This is a genomic window from Chloroflexus sp. MS-CIW-1 (assembly GCF_030444705.1).
GTDB lineage: Bacteria > Chloroflexota > Chloroflexia > Chloroflexales > Chloroflexaceae > Chloroflexus.
Map to the genome: position 1 here is coordinate 383789 of NZ_JAUBWR010000001.1, position 14224 is coordinate 398012.

Consider the following 14224-nt stretch of genomic DNA (forward strand, 5'->3'; position numbering starts at 1 on the left):
GCCTGTTCTCACTCTCCTCTCTCCTCGTTTACCCCATCTCCAATGCCCGTCGCCCTAATCCGCTCATGCGTCCCCAGGCTACCGCCAGTGTTGCAACAACAAACGGCATGAGTTCAACGGATGACATCAGCGCCATATCCTCGGTGATCGTCGTCTCTTCGTCGAGGAAGCGTAATACCCGCTGAATCGGATTATGGCGGAACAGGTTGGCGAAGAAACGATGCCCTGGCGTGCGTCCTGCATCAAGGACATTGAGCAAGATGCTATCCATAAGGGCGTGCCGGTTAAACAATGGTTGTGGGTAGAATGGATGCCCCTCCTTGAGCAGACTCGCCACGATTTGCCGGGTCTGACGTTGGATACGTTGGAAGGTATAGCCGGTTGATGGTTTACTCATCCCACCAGCAGTACCAATGTTAAGCACATGCGGACTAGGACGAAGTGGTAAGGGCACATCACTCATCGGGATGATCCCATACTCGACATGGGTAATGTCGTATTGGTCAATACCGAGCTGTCCAGAAATGTAGCGTTGTAAACCGACCTCATACTCAGACTGACTGACCAGTTGTGGCGAGAAGATAGTGTACTCTACCAGCGCTGTATGCGTATCGAAGGGTAAAACATAGCCAAATCGCACATCACCGGCTTGCGGAATCCGAAAATCCATAAACGTCGCTGCTTCCGCATCAAATACCGGCTGGCGAGTAGTAATCACCCAGCCCTTGAAGTGTTGCAGCCAGCTATGATAACCGGGTGGTGTTGGCGCCGGGCGGTACACGCTGTTGAAGGCAAAGCGTGCCGTGTACTGCTTTCCACCAACAATTGCAGCAACCCCGTTGGGCAATTCAACCAGGCGATCAACGCTGCCGTACAAGCGGGTAATGTTCGGGCGTTGTGCGATCCAGTTATCGACAAAGTGGTAGAAGTCAATTCCCTGGATCAGCTTGTACTGGTACGGCGCAATGGCTAACCGGGACGACCACTGGCTGTCGTGAAGCCAGAGATGCTCCCAACGTCGTGAAACAACCGCTTCAAAGGAACCCTCGCCGATTTCCCAGAAACACCAAGTGCGGTCGTTGCGCCGAGTGACATTGGGATCGATTATCAGAATGGTCTGATGAGCTAATGGACTTTGTCCAAGCTGATAGGCCAGACTAAGACCGGCCGCTCCTGCACCAATAATAATATAGTCGTAGTCCATAGGTTTTCTTCTGTTACGGCCATTTGGCCTGCTCTTCTTACATTATAACCCGGAGTGTTATACTGATGGTAAAGTCAATAGCAATATTGACTGATCAGCTCTTTCGCCGTTTACATCGAGAGGATCTGTATGGGAGCAGTGATTAATGCCAGTGTGCGGCTGCGTGAAGGCCTGCACTTTACAGCGGTTGCGAACTCTGGGCGTCCGATAGAACTTGACAGCCCACACGAAGGCAATACCGAACTGGCCGGGCCTTCACCAATGGAAACAGTGCTGATGGCGTTGGCCGGCTGTACGGCAATGGATGTGATCAGCATTCTGCGCAAGAAACGGCAACCGGTAGCCGGGCTTGAGGTACGGGCACAGGGTGTACGAGGCGATGAGTATCCGAAACCGTACACTGAAATAGAGCTGGTATACCGGTGCGCAGGTGAAGTTGAGCCGGCTGCACTCGAACGGGCGATTGAACTCTCACGTGAACGCTACTGCCCGGTTTGGCGTATGCTAGGCGCAACGGTCAATATTCGCTATCGCTACGAGATTGTACCGACGCTCGATTAGTTGTTGGTCAGTTGCAAGAACAACAGCACGGGAAGCTGTCAGGATTGGTGCGTGCAACTTCCCTACCATCGCACGCGGTTGTTGATCGAGAACAGCAGACCACTGATGTCTGTACACGACACCAGCCACGTTCAGGCAGCGGGCGGACTTCTATTCCACCTGCTGCCTCTTTGAATACATCCCTCTATTCACCTCGCATTCTGCCGATAGTTTTCAGAGTTTGATTCGTCTGAAAACGCCGACTGCTAACCCGCGTTGTGTAGCCGTAAACCATCGTTTGGCACATCAGGACACCATTCCTCGCCAGGTTCGGCTTGCGGTGGTGAACCTGCCCCTATCGTTGCGCTGACGAGCGCGATCAGCGAGTCAAAAGGAGGTTCTGGCAGATCGCTATCGGAGCGCGGCGTTACACGCATCCACACATAGCGTGGATGGATCGGGAACTCACATTCTTACTCGCTCTTCTCCCTATGTTGCTCTTTGAAAAGCTCTGGCATTCTGCTCACGCTCCTGCTTACGCTCCTGTCTACGGTAGGCAAGTATGCTCTATCACGTGAGGTATATCTGTAATCTGACAGGAGCACATGCGCTATGACGTGGATCATTGACACTTCCCATTCAACCATAACCTTCTCGGTACGCCACATGATGATTTCCAGGGTACGTGGCCGCTTTTCGCGATTTGATGGCACGGTTGATTTCGACGAACTCAACCCGGTGAATTCATCAGTAAAAGTGAACATTGATGCGAGCAGCATCGATACTCGCGATGAACGCCGTGATGCTCATCTGATGTCACCCGACTTTCTGGATGTCGCCAATTACCCAACGCTCACGTTTGTCAGCAAGCAGATTGAAGTGATTGATGACAATCACGGACGACTCATCGGTGATCTGACGATACGCGGCGTTACCCGCGAGGTCGTGCTTGATGTAGAGTACAACGGACAATCAAAGTCACCTTGGGGAACAGTCAGCGCCGGTTTCAGCGCTACGACGAGGATCAACCGCAAAGACTGGGGGTTAACCTGGAACGTAGCCCTTGAAACGGGTGGGGTACTAGTTGGTGAAGAGGTTGCTATCGACATCGAACTTGAAATTGTCAAGCAGGTACCCCAAGAAACTTCAGTTGCAGTGTAGCTATACGCTATTGGGCATTCGTCTACGACGCTTTTCTGACGTCTTGTGAATGTCCCATCACGCATATTGGGAGGGGCAGGTTCACAACTTCTGCATGTTACCATCTGCCACCTCCCCATTCCTGTGCCATCGTGGGCAGGTCAGCTTGCTTGGGGTGCTTCACAGCTAGGCGCTGCAAAGCATCACCGGCCACCAGCTCATACCAGTTTTTACTTACTCACATATATCATCAGCCAAAACGTATCTACATAAATCATGCCTGATGAGAGTCTGAACAAGTTCACTACTTCCCCAAACGTGCAAATCTGAACCGTGCTGCTGCTTAAGATTAGCGATTTTTTCTGGAATATTTCCACTTAAAAACACGGACGGCTGCCAACTGCTAGAAGTTCTGGTATTTGATACAACGTATTTAACAGCCACATTGACATGATGCCATATGTCTGCATGTTGAGGCTAGTATTGCTTCCAAATTTCAAAGGTTGTACGTCCTAACAACGAGTCAAACGGCAATTGCATTTGCCTTCTTATAAGCGTTCCGAGAGTCTCATCAGAATATGAGCATATCCAACCACCGTACACAAAGCCACCACTGGTATCTTCTTCCGGTCCGTCCGGGGCTTGCATGATTCCGTCAAGGGAAATATGGTCAAGCACGATAATTTTTCTCATTCCTATTTGGCCCTCTTACGAAGAATACTATCAGTGAAACCAGCCGACGGCTTGCTATTCACCGACGCCGAGTGAACGTCGTGGAGCGGTATCAGATGTAATACTAATCTTGTCTTGGCGGTGAAACCCATATTTCGTCCCATTATACATCAGCGCGATGAGGTGGGGAACGGATGGCATCGGTGCGCTTATCCTCTTGCCACTGCACTCGGCATTTTTCTATGGTGAGATATGGTAAAACATAAACAGCACGCTGAGAGCGGCTCCGGTGTAGTACATTAGTTCCGTTTTGACAAGAGCCAAGTTTAGATGGCGGTTTGTCCGTCTATACCGCTGCAGGATGGTGAAATACGGATGATTATCCGTATAAACCGCTGTAGGGAAAGATAGATGGATGTTTGTCGTTCTTAACCTGGGTATAATAGATGTCCGTCTAGTTACAGGTTAGGCGCAAGTGCACATTCGTTGCAGTGTGCAAGAGGAGAGTCTGATGGACCAAAATGAGGTTGCAGTTGCTTTCGATATTGTTCTAGAAGAAATCGAGAACGCTATTGCAGTGCTGAATCAGCAGGGAGCGCAGGCTTTCCAGAGTGGCAAATATGACGTCGCAAGGAACCTAATGGAGAAAGGCTCGCAAATGGCGGCTTTTCGAAGCAAGGTTAAGGACCTGCAGAAAGAGTGGCTCAATATCTTTGCCACTGTGCCCTCTCCAAAGGTATGGAAGAGAAGCAGAAAAGTCGCTGAGAGATTGAAGCGTGGTCTACGTACCTCTGAAGACACTTTTCGTATCCCGTACTCCAAAGCCTGGTTGAATTAGGCGGCTCTGCTCCTATGTCAGATGTTTTGGATAAAGTAGAAGCGAAAATGCGAGGCCGGTTAAATGCCTACGACCGTTCTACATTGCCCTCAGACCCCACCCTACCTCGTTGGCGTAATACCGCTCAATGGGCACGAAATGCAATGGTGAAAGAGGGCTTGATGTCATCAGACTCTCCGCGTGGGGTATGGGAGATTACGGAAGCAGGAAGACGGTGGCTTGTAGCAGTCACTACTCAGAAGAAATAGAATTGCGCCTAACAACTCGTCCCAGCCGACTGCTCCCTCGCTGCGCTCGGTCGCAGCGGCTGAGCTCGGTGCCATTAGGCGGATGCACAGTGAAAATTACATGAGATGGGAGGATGAAGATGCGACTCTTCAGGCCAATGACTCCTGAGCAGTTAGCTCGTAATGACCGCATGATGAGCCTCGTATGAGCGATCGGGGGCATATTTCTGGCGTGGGATTTCTTCCGCTTAGCTCAGCAAGATATCCCTTCATTGGGCTGGATCGGCTTCTTGAGTGGACCTATATTTGCGCACAAAGTCTCTGAGATCCTCTTACTCATGATGTGGATGCCCCTCATATGGGTCAGCAATTATGAGATGTCAGGTCAATTTCCTAAACGAATGCCCCCAGAACGCTACCTTCACTGGCTACAACGGTTACTCTGGCTTGCTCCAGTGCAAATGATACCGGCTACCTACGCATGGACGATTGTCAACCTGGGAACCAGCTCATTGACAACCGATTACCATCCCCTTATATTTCGTGAAGATGGTTGGGTGTGGCGCTATTACTTGGGAACAGTAATCATTGCGGGGGCAGCCTTTGTGCCCGTTGCGACGCGAAAGGTGATAAAGCTGGCTAACCAATGGTCAGGAACACAAAAATAGCTGCCCAACACGCGCTTCCACCTGACGCCGCTGCGCTGCGCGGCGCAGGTGAAGCACAGGCCGTTAGGCAGCCCTAGTCCTTTGGAGAGAAATATGTCAATACCAAATTTCCAAACGATTATGCTTCCGCTCTTGCAATGTTTTAGTGACGAGCAAGAGCACTCCGTTCAGGATTTAATGAGTACCCTTGCTAAGAAATTTGCTCTTAGTCAAGATGAGTTAAACACTTTGTCACCCAGCGGCAAGCAGAAAATCTTTTACAATCGGGTAGGTTGGGCCAGAACTTATTTGACTAAAGCGGGACTTTTTGAAATGTCACGCCGCTCATATTACAGAATAACTGAGCGTGGTAAGCAAGTACTGGCAAGTAATCCATCACGAATTGATACGAGATTTCTCGAGCAATTTCCTGAATATGTTGAATTCCGAGAACGCGAGGGTGTGCGTCGCAGACCCAAAGAATCAAGGAACAATGAAGAAGAGAAAACACCAGAAGAAATTCTTGAAGATGCCTATGAAGAAATACGAGACGGTTTAGCTCAAGAACTGTTGGGATTGGTCAAGCAAAGCTCTCCTTCGTTTTTTGAACGTCTTGTGGTCGAGCTTCTTGTAAGTATGGGATACGGGGGGTCGCGTCGTGATGCGGCAAGAGCAGTAGGACAAGTAGGCGATGAGGGGATAGATGGCATTATTGATGAAGATAGACTTGGGCTTGACACCATCTATATACAAGCCAAAAGATGGGACAATGTTGTGGGAAGACCTGAGATACAGAAGTTTGTTGGAGCACTTATGGGGAAACGATCGAAGAAAGGAGTCTTTATTACAACTTCATCGTTTTCTAAAGAAGCTGTGGAATATGTATCAAGCATTGATGCTAAGATTGTCCTGATTGACGGAAAACGTCTAGCTGAGTTAATGATAGACTACGATGTAGGTGTTACTACAGTAACGACTTACCAACTTAAACGAGTTGATTCGGATTACTTTGGCAATGGGTAAAAGGGGCTGGCTAAAACGCGCTTCACCTGACGCCGCTCCGCTGCACTTCGCGGCGCAGGTGAAGCGCAGACCGTTAGCCCGCCTGCTGTGATGAGCTGTGCGATCTTGTACGTGCGGGTGTAAGCAATGCATGTAAGAGAAGTTTAAGGTGAGTCAAGATAATGGCCAACCGTTGGGCGTTCAAATCTGATGTCAGCTTTCTTGAGAAGATTTCGATGGGTGCGGTAGGGACACATCGAGTCTTTGAGCATCTGAGAGCTCAAGGGCACAACCCCCTCGAACTTGAGCGTGGCTCAATGAGCTTCAAAATTTGGAAGAATATCAAGATTAAGCGGATCAGGGTGCCTGATATTCTCTGCGTAGCTTGTGGTCGTAGGGTCGAATCCAGAGCCAAGACTACTTTTGAAATCTCTATGTCGCATTCATTGTCCGATCCAGAACGAGGTTGGGATTATGGCCTTAACGACAGCGACTTTGTAGCATTGGTGATTTGCAGGCGGGTTAGCGACAGGCCAATAGACTGGTAAGCCGATGAGCTTGTCCAGTATATCTCCGTTCATGATCTCCGTTCTGCCCAGAGAAACAACCTTATTGTTCTCGTGAAACCAAAAGGTGCGGAAGAAGGATTCGAGACCAGAATCAGTTGGCCTGCCGCAGTTGCGAAATCTGCAGGTATCGTTGAGACCGTTACCAACGATCGCATTCAATATCGCAGACAAAACGATAGTAGAATGATCACATTGAGCCTGTCTAAGCAAGGGCTTCATCTGAATCCTCTTGTTCGTGAAGGAGATGTCATTTCTGAACATCAACTGCTCGCAGCAGTCATCCCTGTAGTCAAGCAATTCCCCTGCTCGCGAAAAACCGATCAGAAGGATTATTATATTGCTCAGCTTTTAAGCCCGTCTCTGAGCAAGCGATACACCGCAGCAAAAGCTTTATCCACCTTCGAATCAGCGAGTGTTTCCAAGGCGCTCATTGATAGGGTCAATGCGGGCAATGAGCACATCTATGTAAGGCTTGAAGCAGCCGCAGGCCTTGCTCGTCACAATGAAGAACAAGGGTGGTCGTTCATTGAACGATGTTTGACAGATGACTATCTCCAAAATAGACTGGAAGCTGTTATTGTTTTGGGAGAGATCCTGAACGATACATCTTGCAGACTGTTATGCCGCGTTGTGAGTGATAACCAGCAACATCCTGAAATTCGCGCCGGAGCTGCTTGGGCGCTCGGTGAACTTGACAACAGCTTGGCTCTGCATGTTCTGATCGATAGCTTTTCTGCCGTGGATGAGGGTATTCGCATCGAGGCCGCCAGAGCTCTCGCGAAATTGGCCTCACGTTTTACCGGAGAGATCGTGAAAGAGTTTCCTCGGGCTGCTCCAGATAAACGGCCGGGAATAGCTTGGGCATTGAGCAAGTCATTGAGCAAGTCAGGGAACTTCAAACTTGAGGACTTGCTCAACGCACTCACCGATGATGAGGACGTCCGTCATTGGGTATCATACATCCTTGGCACACAAGATCAGCAAAGATACATCAACCAGATAGAGAAACTGAGGGCGCGAGACTCAGAGGTATATTTCGCCGTAACAGTCCTGTGGAAAATTATGACGAGTTGGGTCTACAACCTGGAGGAATACTGATGGAATCTCTGCCGGAGCCGCTATATACGACTCGTTATGGAGCAGCCTATGTCGGCGATGCTCTTGAGCTGCTGCAGGGGCTTCCTGATGAGAGCATTGACCTTGTGCTCACGTCGCCACCGTTTGCTCTGCAACGTCAGAAAGAATATGGTAATGTTGATCAGGATGAGTATGTAGATTGGCTTTTATCGTTCGCCATCGAAATAAAACGTGTACTGAAAAGCTCAGGCAGTTTTGTACTGGACCTTGGAGGTGCTTACCGCAGAGGGAGACCGGTTCGCTCGCTCTATAATTATCGCGTTCTCATCAGAATGTGTGACGATCTAGGCTGGAATCTTGCCGAGGAGTTCTTCTGGTTTAACCCATCCAAATTACCATCCCCTATAGAGTGGGTGAACAAACGCAAAATTCGCGCAAAGGACGCAGTCAATACCATATGGTGGTTTTCTAAGACGGACTTTCCCAAGGCTGATATTACCAAAGTTCTGCTGCCTTATTCTGAGCGAATGAAGCTTCTGCTGCAGAACAGCGACAAATACTATTCACCTAAGAAGAGACCGTCTGGACACGACATCAGTAGCCGTTTTGCGGAGGATAAGGGTGGAGCGATCCCGCCAAATCTTCTTCAAATTCCTAATACTGAGAGCAACTCGCGATACCTCAGATGCTGTCAGATTGTTGGCATCAATGGTCACCCGGCCAGGTTCCCTGAGAAGCTCCCAGAGTTTTTTATCCACTTTCTCACCGATGTAGGAGATACCGTTTTAGACATTTTTGCCGGTTCTAACACGACAGGCGCAGTGGCGGAAGCTTTGGGGCGGAGATGGATTGCTTTTGAGATTGATCGGTCGTACCTTGCGACGTCAGCGTTCCGCTTTCTTAACGGAGCCGAAGAAGATGCCGTGAGGGATTTGTATAGTGAGCTTATCACTGAAGGCACAAAGGGGATCATTATTCCGCAGGGAACAATGCAGCAATATCTTTTGGAGGAGACGGGCGAATATGAGACATCGTAGGAGTGCATAACCACAGTACGGCGGACTAACCTCGCGCTAGAGCCCACGTTGCTCCGCTGACGCTCCGCACGGCGGCTCAGCTCAGTTTATATTATACGGCGCGTCACCAGCAGAATGCAAAGCGGCGTGTGCGATCTGTGTCGCGTTCAGGCACGTGCTTCTTGACGTCAACGTGCACGCAGCGTCGTGTGTACGGGTGCGTGTGGCGGGCGGGTGTGCGCGGCAGGGTGCGTTGGCTTTGCCCAATCCGCACGCCGCATAACAAGCGCATCCAGTCGAACGCCTTCGGCTCGATCCCGCGTGTCATCTTGTTTGCGGGCTTGGTGGTGTGGGATGCGGTACCTTGCGTGGGGCGGCTGAACCGCAAGCCGTTGGACGGCTGTATCTGGACAGTAGTATTCTGTAGTGGCAGAGTCACGTGGATCAAGCATTCAACAAGTTGCGCAAGCAGGCGAGTATTTTGTCGCGGCTGAACGAAACAAACGCGGTGCATTTGCCGTGACTGTTGCTGGAAATATGCCCAAGATCGACATCATTGCGTCCAACTGCGATAGCAGCCGCACCGTTTACATTCAAGTGAAGACGAAGCGTGGTGGGAAGAACTGTTTTGTGCTATCATTGGGCTATGTCAACACGTATCTGAACAGTACAGGAGTATTCTGTAGTGGCAGAGTCACGTGGATCAAGCATTCAACAAGTTGCGCGAGCGGGCGAGTATTTTGTCGCGGCTGAACGAAACAAACGCGGTGCATTTGCCGTGACTGTTGCTGGAAATATGCCCAAGATCGACATCATTGCGTCCAACTGCGATAGCAGCCGCACCGTTTACATTCAAGTGAAGACGAAGCGTGGTGGGAAGAACTGGCATTCAAGTATCGTTGATAGTCAGCCAATGTCTCCAAAAGCCGATGAAACTCACTTTTGGGTGTTTGTCAATTTGGGTGATACCAACACACCCCCACGCTACTGGATTGTGCCAGAATGGTGGATAAAAGATAATATCTACAAAACACACCAGGCGTATCTGAACAAACACGGTGGAATACGTCCTGGGAATCCCGATTCAACGCACCACTCGATTGATGAGCGCAGACTTGAACCGTGGAAAGACCGTTGGGATATTCTCGGCATCTTTGGTTAAGCAGGAAGATTGTAGTTCCAGAAAAGCCGCAATTGCAAGGAGCCGCTCAACACGCGCTTCCAGCCAACAGCGCTTCGCTCGCTCGCGACGGCTAATGCGCGAGCCGTTAGCCGTCTTCTTGAATTCAAGAGAGCAAGCAGGCATTGTTCGATAGGCATAACTGAGTAACGAACCGGGAGAATTGACTATGGGCTACATCCAAGACAATCTAATGCCGAACGAAAAGGTCCTTTTTACTGCCAATGTGCATCCTGCTGTGTTTTTACCTTCAGTGTTTTCTTTCGTAGTGAGCGTCGGCTTCGTTGTTTACGCCCTTATGACAGGTGGTAAAGGTGATATGACATCGGGGTTACTTGCGGGGTTCTTGTTGCTAACTGCCATATGGTTTTTCCTATCCTCGATTTTTCTAGGAGTTCAGGCGTTGATCATTCTCCTTACAACCGAATTTGCTGTCACGAACCAGCGTGTGATTGCCAAAAGGGGCCTTATTCGCAGACATACGCTCGAGATATTGTTGCCCAAAGTGGAAAGTATCTCGGTACACCAGAACATACTGGGCAGATTGTTGAACTTCGGAACGGTCACGGTTACCGGAACGGGAGGTACACGAGAGAGTTTTAGAGCAATTGTTGAACCCATTAAAGTCCGCAAGAAGATAACCCAAATTGTTGAGCATTATATGCAAGCTGATGCTCAGCCTGGGCAGCAGGGAACTCCTCAACGAGAAGGCAGCTAATATGCGCATCGAGCCGATTGCGCTTCGCGACACAGGTGATGCGCGGGCCGTTAGGCCGCTGTGTGCGTGACCGAACTTGCAGCGGAGCGCATACACGAATCGATTGGAAGCGCAGCATGAAACGCATGTTCACCATCGTAGGAAGTTTGTTGGGCCTGCTGGTGCTTGTAGGCCTGGCAGTGGTTCTTTCCATGACCCTGAACCAGCTGCGGGAGGGAGCGCAACTGGGATTTCAAACCTTCCAATCCCTTATCGAGACGCCAACGCATCCCCCAAAGCCCACACCCATGATACCATCGCCCACCATCCTACCGAAGCCTTCACCTCCTACGATGACCGTTACCTCGCTGCCCTATCCAATGCCGAAAACTCCGACGCCATCTGGAACGTCAATCGCAGTATCTAAGCCATAGGCGACTATCACACCGCCAGCTTTTCATACACTCCACATCTGTGCCCACACCATCAGGGCCGCTGCCACCCGGCCTGAATGGTGTATGGAGAAACAGACGCTCTTTCTGGAACCACGACGATCTGGCTGGCTAGCGCCACGAATCCGACATTGCGGAGAGTACTTACCACCTTCGCCCATAAGGTAGGTTATGGCGTGTAAGGGGCTGTTTCTCCTGACCGGGATAAGATTGCTTGCCTTGTCATCACTCCTAATGCTAGCGAGAGAGCTGCACGAACTGCCGGAAGGAAACTGTGGGTGATTGACCTGGACGGTACAGGCCTTCATCATATAGCAAATCAGGTAGGTTGCCTGGCTATGTAGACGCCTAACGGTCGCGCTTTAGCATTTGGTCACTTAGTTGCACTGGAGAACCCTCAAGTACCATTTTGGATAGAACTCTACCTGGTAACAGCCGATGGAACAGAACAGAGGCTGTTGCTGAGTGATGAACCTGCTTATGGCCTCCAACCACTCGGTTGGTCCGTGGATGGGCGGCAATTCTATTATGCGATAGGAACCCTTCAGGGTCAATGGGAGCTTTGGACGGTAGACAGGGCCGGCGGATTAACCCGGTTTCAGGCCTCCCTCCCTTCCCAGTACCTCATCCAGAGCGCTTCACTTTCGCCGGACGGGACCAAAGTCCTCCTTAAGGTTTTGGATAAAGGTCAATACGCCCTTATTGTGCTCCGTGTAGATGGGCAAGAGCAAAAGACAATCGTGAGCGGAGCAACAGGAGACCAGCCTCTCAATCAATATGCCGCAGTCTGGTCTCCCGCTGCCCAGAGTATTTTCGTTCATATCCCTTCCCAGCCCGGGCAGCCAGCTCACCTGGAGCGGATTGATCTACGAACGGGCCAGAGGCACGTGATACCAACAGAGCCTATAATGGAGACAAATTCTTGATTCCTTAAGCCTGGTCGCCGGAAGGAAAGTGGCTGGTTGTTCTTAAGTACCTCCGCCTCCAGTCCTTGGCTTATCTGGTGCAGGTCACGGGGGGACCGATGGCGCAGATACCATTGACTCAATCTTCCAACTGGATAACTTCGTTTGGGTGGACAGGCTGAAGGTGATCAAGATGGCCTTCCACTTTCTTGTTCCATAATTTGGAAGGAGAGAGCGATGCCAAAGCGTTACGCACACGTTCGACCTCTATTCAGAGCCAGCTCATTGTTACTGTGTATGGCCTTGCTCAATTTTCTTCTACTTATCCAAATGAGTGACCCTTCGCGATGTGCAACCCAAGAAAGCTATCCTGAGCCCCACACAACCGGCACATCCAGCCTCCACCCTAGGTCGCAGCGGCTGAGCTTAGTACCGTCGGGTGCTTGCCCTGAAATGATCGAGAGGAAAGAGCAATGTCTTTTGTAACGTCGCTAAAAATACTCTTTGAGTATTTCTTATCAGTCTTTATATGGTCATTTTTGAATCCGTTTGGATTAGTACAGACTTTGCGACAAACAGTGGGACAATACATAGCTATTAGTCGATCTGTCGTGAAAGGTGTCATGTACGATGACACTGTAACTTTTGTTCTGCCATTCGAAGGAACCTGGAAAGTTGCGAATGGTGGTATTCGTAAACAAACATCCCATTCGTGGGATATCGTAGGACAAAGGTATGCTTATGATTTTGTAGTGGTTGACGATGCCGGGAAAACATATCGAGGTTCTTCAAACAGACCAGAAAACCATCTGGCTTTTGGAAAACCTATCCTTGCAGCATCCGATGGGATCGTAGTGGATGTGCGGAATGACATCAAGGATTATCATCGAGCAGGAATGGGATGGGTAGATATAAAAACTCCTGATATACGTGGAAACTATGTCGTGATAAGGCACGATTCTGGTAGATACACTCTTTACGCTCATCTAAAAGCGGGCAGTATAACGGTAAAAAAGGCGAAGCTGTTGTCACGGGACAGAAAATAGGAGAATGTGGGCATTCGGGACATTCTTCAGAACCCCATCTACATTTTCAACTACAAGATAGGGCAGACTTTTATACTGCTATTAGTCTGCCCATAAAGTTTCGGAATTTTGAGCGTCTGAAGAACGACACCCAAGCATGTGTTGAACTTGGATTTATTGAAAAAGACCAGATGGTGCACAATGTCAATACCTGTTTTTCAGGAATAACAGAAACAGTGGACTTTATAAAACCCAAAATCTCAGACTTGGTATGGAATACGTTTGTCTTATTCTTTATGGTTCTCGGAATTTTCGTAGTTGTGGTGCGAATTATCGAATTCATTTTGAACATATTATAAAGCGCCCAACACGCGCTTGCACCTGACGCCGCTCCGCTGCGCTTCGCGGCGCAGGTGAAGCACAAACCGTTAGCCCGCTCTAAATCCAACGATAGAGGAGGGTTCCTAATGAAATGCCCGAAGTGTCAAACAGAGTTGCTTGAGGCTGCGTTGGGGCCTTTCGCACCATTACTCAAAGTGGTGAAGAAAGGAGACGCCTTCGCCGAAAAGACAGGAATCGGAACTGTGCTAAGAGGATCCGATATCAAGCCGTATTATTGCCCATCCTGTGGGTATCTTGAGTTCTATGTTGTAGAACCATAAAGGCTAAAGTAGATAGCTAATCGTTGTGTGGCCAATGGACACGTGCAGTCGTAGCACCGATAGGTGGCGTCGGCTGGAAGCGCCTGTTGGGTAGTCTTGATAAGCCCCAATGCCCAGAATAGATTGCTGCAGTTTTGTAATTCTCCGAAAGGTTGCTGGGCAGTGGTCCTGTATCTCAGTATATAGAGCGGGCTAACCTGCGCTTCCAGCCGACCGCTTCGCTCGCTGCGCTCGCTTCGCGGCGGCTGAAGCGCAGGTCGTTATACGGCGCGTCACCAGCAGAATGCAAAGCGGCGTGTGCGATCTGTGTCGCGTTCAGGCACGTGCTTCTTGACGTCAACGTGCACGCAGCGTCGTGTGTACGGGTGCGT

Annotated in this window: 15 protein-coding genes and 1 pseudogene; 13 read left to right on the forward strand and 3 right to left on the reverse strand. The window is 49.9% G+C overall.

Annotated features, from left to right (window positions below):
* Nucleotides 1–28 precede the first annotated feature (28 nt).
* Nucleotides 29–1204, reverse strand: a complete 1176-nt coding sequence (locus tag QTO31_RS01500; protein WP_031460531.1) for a lycopene cyclase family protein — start codon at nucleotides 1202–1204, stop codon at nucleotides 29–31.
* A gap of 129 nt (nucleotides 1205–1333) precedes the next feature.
* On the opposite strand from QTO31_RS01500, the gene QTO31_RS01505 reads away from it, so the two are divergent.
* Nucleotides 1334–1765 carry an OsmC family protein gene (locus tag QTO31_RS01505; protein ID WP_301427875.1) on the forward strand — a complete coding sequence of 144 codons (432 nt, stop codon included), beginning with the start codon at nucleotides 1334–1336 and terminating at the stop codon, nucleotides 1763–1765.
* Between the two features lie 245 nt (nucleotides 1766–2010).
* Here QTO31_RS01505 and QTO31_RS01510 read toward each other — a convergent pair whose 3' ends face one another.
* Entirely contained in the window at nucleotides 2011–2181 is a 171-nt protein-coding gene (locus QTO31_RS01510; protein WP_301427876.1) for a hypothetical protein, read from the reverse strand.
* 175 nt (nucleotides 2182–2356) lie between these two features.
* Between QTO31_RS01510 and QTO31_RS01515 the strand changes: the two genes are divergently transcribed.
* Nucleotides 2357–2905, forward strand: a complete 549-nt coding sequence (locus tag QTO31_RS01515; RefSeq protein WP_301427877.1) for a YceI family protein — start codon at nucleotides 2357–2359, stop codon at nucleotides 2903–2905.
* A gap of 221 nt (nucleotides 2906–3126) precedes the next feature.
* Here QTO31_RS01515 and QTO31_RS19210 read toward each other — a convergent pair.
* A pseudogene (locus tag QTO31_RS19210) lies at nucleotides 3127–3577 on the reverse strand (dihydrofolate reductase family protein); the annotation flags it as partial.
* Between the two features lie 490 nt (nucleotides 3578–4067).
* Between QTO31_RS19210 and QTO31_RS01520 the strand changes: the two are divergent.
* From QTO31_RS01520 to QTO31_RS19220, 11 genes are all read left to right on the forward strand, one after another.
* A complete protein-coding gene (locus QTO31_RS01520; RefSeq protein WP_201771222.1) occupies nucleotides 4068–4394 on the forward strand; it encodes a hypothetical protein in 327 nt (108 codons plus the stop codon).
* 14 nt (nucleotides 4395–4408) lie between these two features.
* A complete protein-coding gene (locus QTO31_RS19215; protein ID WP_367620608.1) occupies nucleotides 4409–4642 on the forward strand; it encodes a winged helix-turn-helix domain-containing protein in 234 nt (77 codons plus the stop codon).
* Between the two features lie 356 nt (nucleotides 4643–4998).
* Nucleotides 4999–5289: a hypothetical protein gene (locus QTO31_RS01525; RefSeq protein ID WP_301427878.1), complete on the forward strand. Its 291-nt coding sequence runs from the start codon at nucleotides 4999–5001 to the stop codon at nucleotides 5287–5289.
* Nucleotides 5290–5382: 93 nt separating this feature from the next.
* Entirely contained in the window at nucleotides 5383–6291 is a 909-nt protein-coding gene (locus QTO31_RS01530; RefSeq protein ID WP_301427879.1) for a restriction endonuclease, read from the forward strand.
* A 161-nt stretch (nucleotides 6292–6452) separates the two neighbouring features.
* Nucleotides 6453–6818 carry a hypothetical protein gene (locus QTO31_RS01535; protein WP_031461230.1) on the forward strand — a complete coding sequence of 122 codons (366 nt, stop codon included), beginning with the start codon at nucleotides 6453–6455 and terminating at the stop codon, nucleotides 6816–6818.
* 204 nt (nucleotides 6819–7022) lie between these two features.
* A complete protein-coding gene (locus tag QTO31_RS01540; RefSeq protein WP_031461229.1) occupies nucleotides 7023–7937 on the forward strand; it encodes a HEAT repeat domain-containing protein in 915 nt (304 codons plus the stop codon).
* On the forward strand, nucleotides 7937–8953 hold the full coding sequence (locus tag QTO31_RS01545; RefSeq protein WP_301427880.1) for a DNA-methyltransferase: 1017 nt from the start codon (nucleotides 7937–7939) through the stop codon (nucleotides 8951–8953). The genes QTO31_RS01540 and QTO31_RS01545 overlap by 1 nt, the downstream gene beginning before the upstream one ends.
* Nucleotides 8954–9617: 664 nt before the next feature.
* A complete protein-coding gene (locus QTO31_RS01550) occupies nucleotides 9618–10094 on the forward strand; it encodes a hypothetical protein (protein ID WP_301427881.1) in 477 nt (158 codons plus the stop codon).
* A gap of 187 nt (nucleotides 10095–10281) precedes the next feature.
* Entirely contained in the window at nucleotides 10282–10830 is a 549-nt protein-coding gene (locus QTO31_RS01555; RefSeq protein ID WP_051871211.1) for a PH domain-containing protein, read from the forward strand.
* A 1809-nt stretch (nucleotides 10831–12639) separates the two neighbouring features.
* Nucleotides 12640–13212, forward strand: coding sequence for a M23 family metallopeptidase (locus QTO31_RS01560; RefSeq protein WP_301427882.1), 573 nt, complete (start codon nucleotides 12640–12642; stop codon nucleotides 13210–13212).
* Nucleotides 13209–13550 (forward strand): hypothetical protein, encoded by a 342-nt coding sequence (locus tag QTO31_RS19220; RefSeq protein WP_367620628.1) that lies wholly within the window; start codon nucleotides 13209–13211, stop codon nucleotides 13548–13550. The genes QTO31_RS01560 and QTO31_RS19220 overlap by 4 nt, the downstream gene beginning before the upstream one ends.
* The last annotated feature ends 674 nt before the right edge of the window (nucleotides 13551–14224 follow it).

Coding starts and splice junctions, on each gene's coding strand:
- QTO31_RS01500 (WP_031460531.1), bottom strand. CDS start 1,204: ATGGACTACGACTATATTATTATTGGTGCAGGAGCGGCCGGTCTTAGT.
- QTO31_RS01505 (WP_301427875.1), top strand. CDS start 1,334: ATGGGAGCAGTGATTAATGCCAGTGTGCGGCTGCGTGAAGGCCTGCAC.
- QTO31_RS01510 (WP_301427876.1), bottom strand. CDS start 2,181: ATGCGTGTAACGCCGCGCTCCGATAGCGATCTGCCAGAACCTCCTTTT.
- QTO31_RS01515 (WP_301427877.1), top strand. CDS start 2,357: ATGACGTGGATCATTGACACTTCCCATTCAACCATAACCTTCTCGGTA.
- QTO31_RS01520 (WP_201771222.1), top strand. CDS start 4,068: ATGGACCAAAATGAGGTTGCAGTTGCTTTCGATATTGTTCTAGAAGAA.
- QTO31_RS19215 (WP_367620608.1), top strand. CDS start 4,409: ATGTCAGATGTTTTGGATAAAGTAGAAGCGAAAATGCGAGGCCGGTTA.
- QTO31_RS01525 (WP_301427878.1), top strand. CDS start 4,999: ATGTCAGGTCAATTTCCTAAACGAATGCCCCCAGAACGCTACCTTCAC.
- QTO31_RS01530 (WP_301427879.1), top strand. CDS start 5,383: ATGTCAATACCAAATTTCCAAACGATTATGCTTCCGCTCTTGCAATGT.
- QTO31_RS01535 (WP_031461230.1), top strand. CDS start 6,453: ATGGCCAACCGTTGGGCGTTCAAATCTGATGTCAGCTTTCTTGAGAAG.
- QTO31_RS01540 (WP_031461229.1), top strand. CDS start 7,023: ATGATCACATTGAGCCTGTCTAAGCAAGGGCTTCATCTGAATCCTCTT.
- QTO31_RS01545 (WP_301427880.1), top strand. CDS start 7,937: ATGGAATCTCTGCCGGAGCCGCTATATACGACTCGTTATGGAGCAGCC.
- QTO31_RS01555 (WP_051871211.1), top strand. CDS start 10,282: ATGGGCTACATCCAAGACAATCTAATGCCGAACGAAAAGGTCCTTTTT.
- QTO31_RS01560 (WP_301427882.1), top strand. CDS start 12,640: ATGTCTTTTGTAACGTCGCTAAAAATACTCTTTGAGTATTTCTTATCA.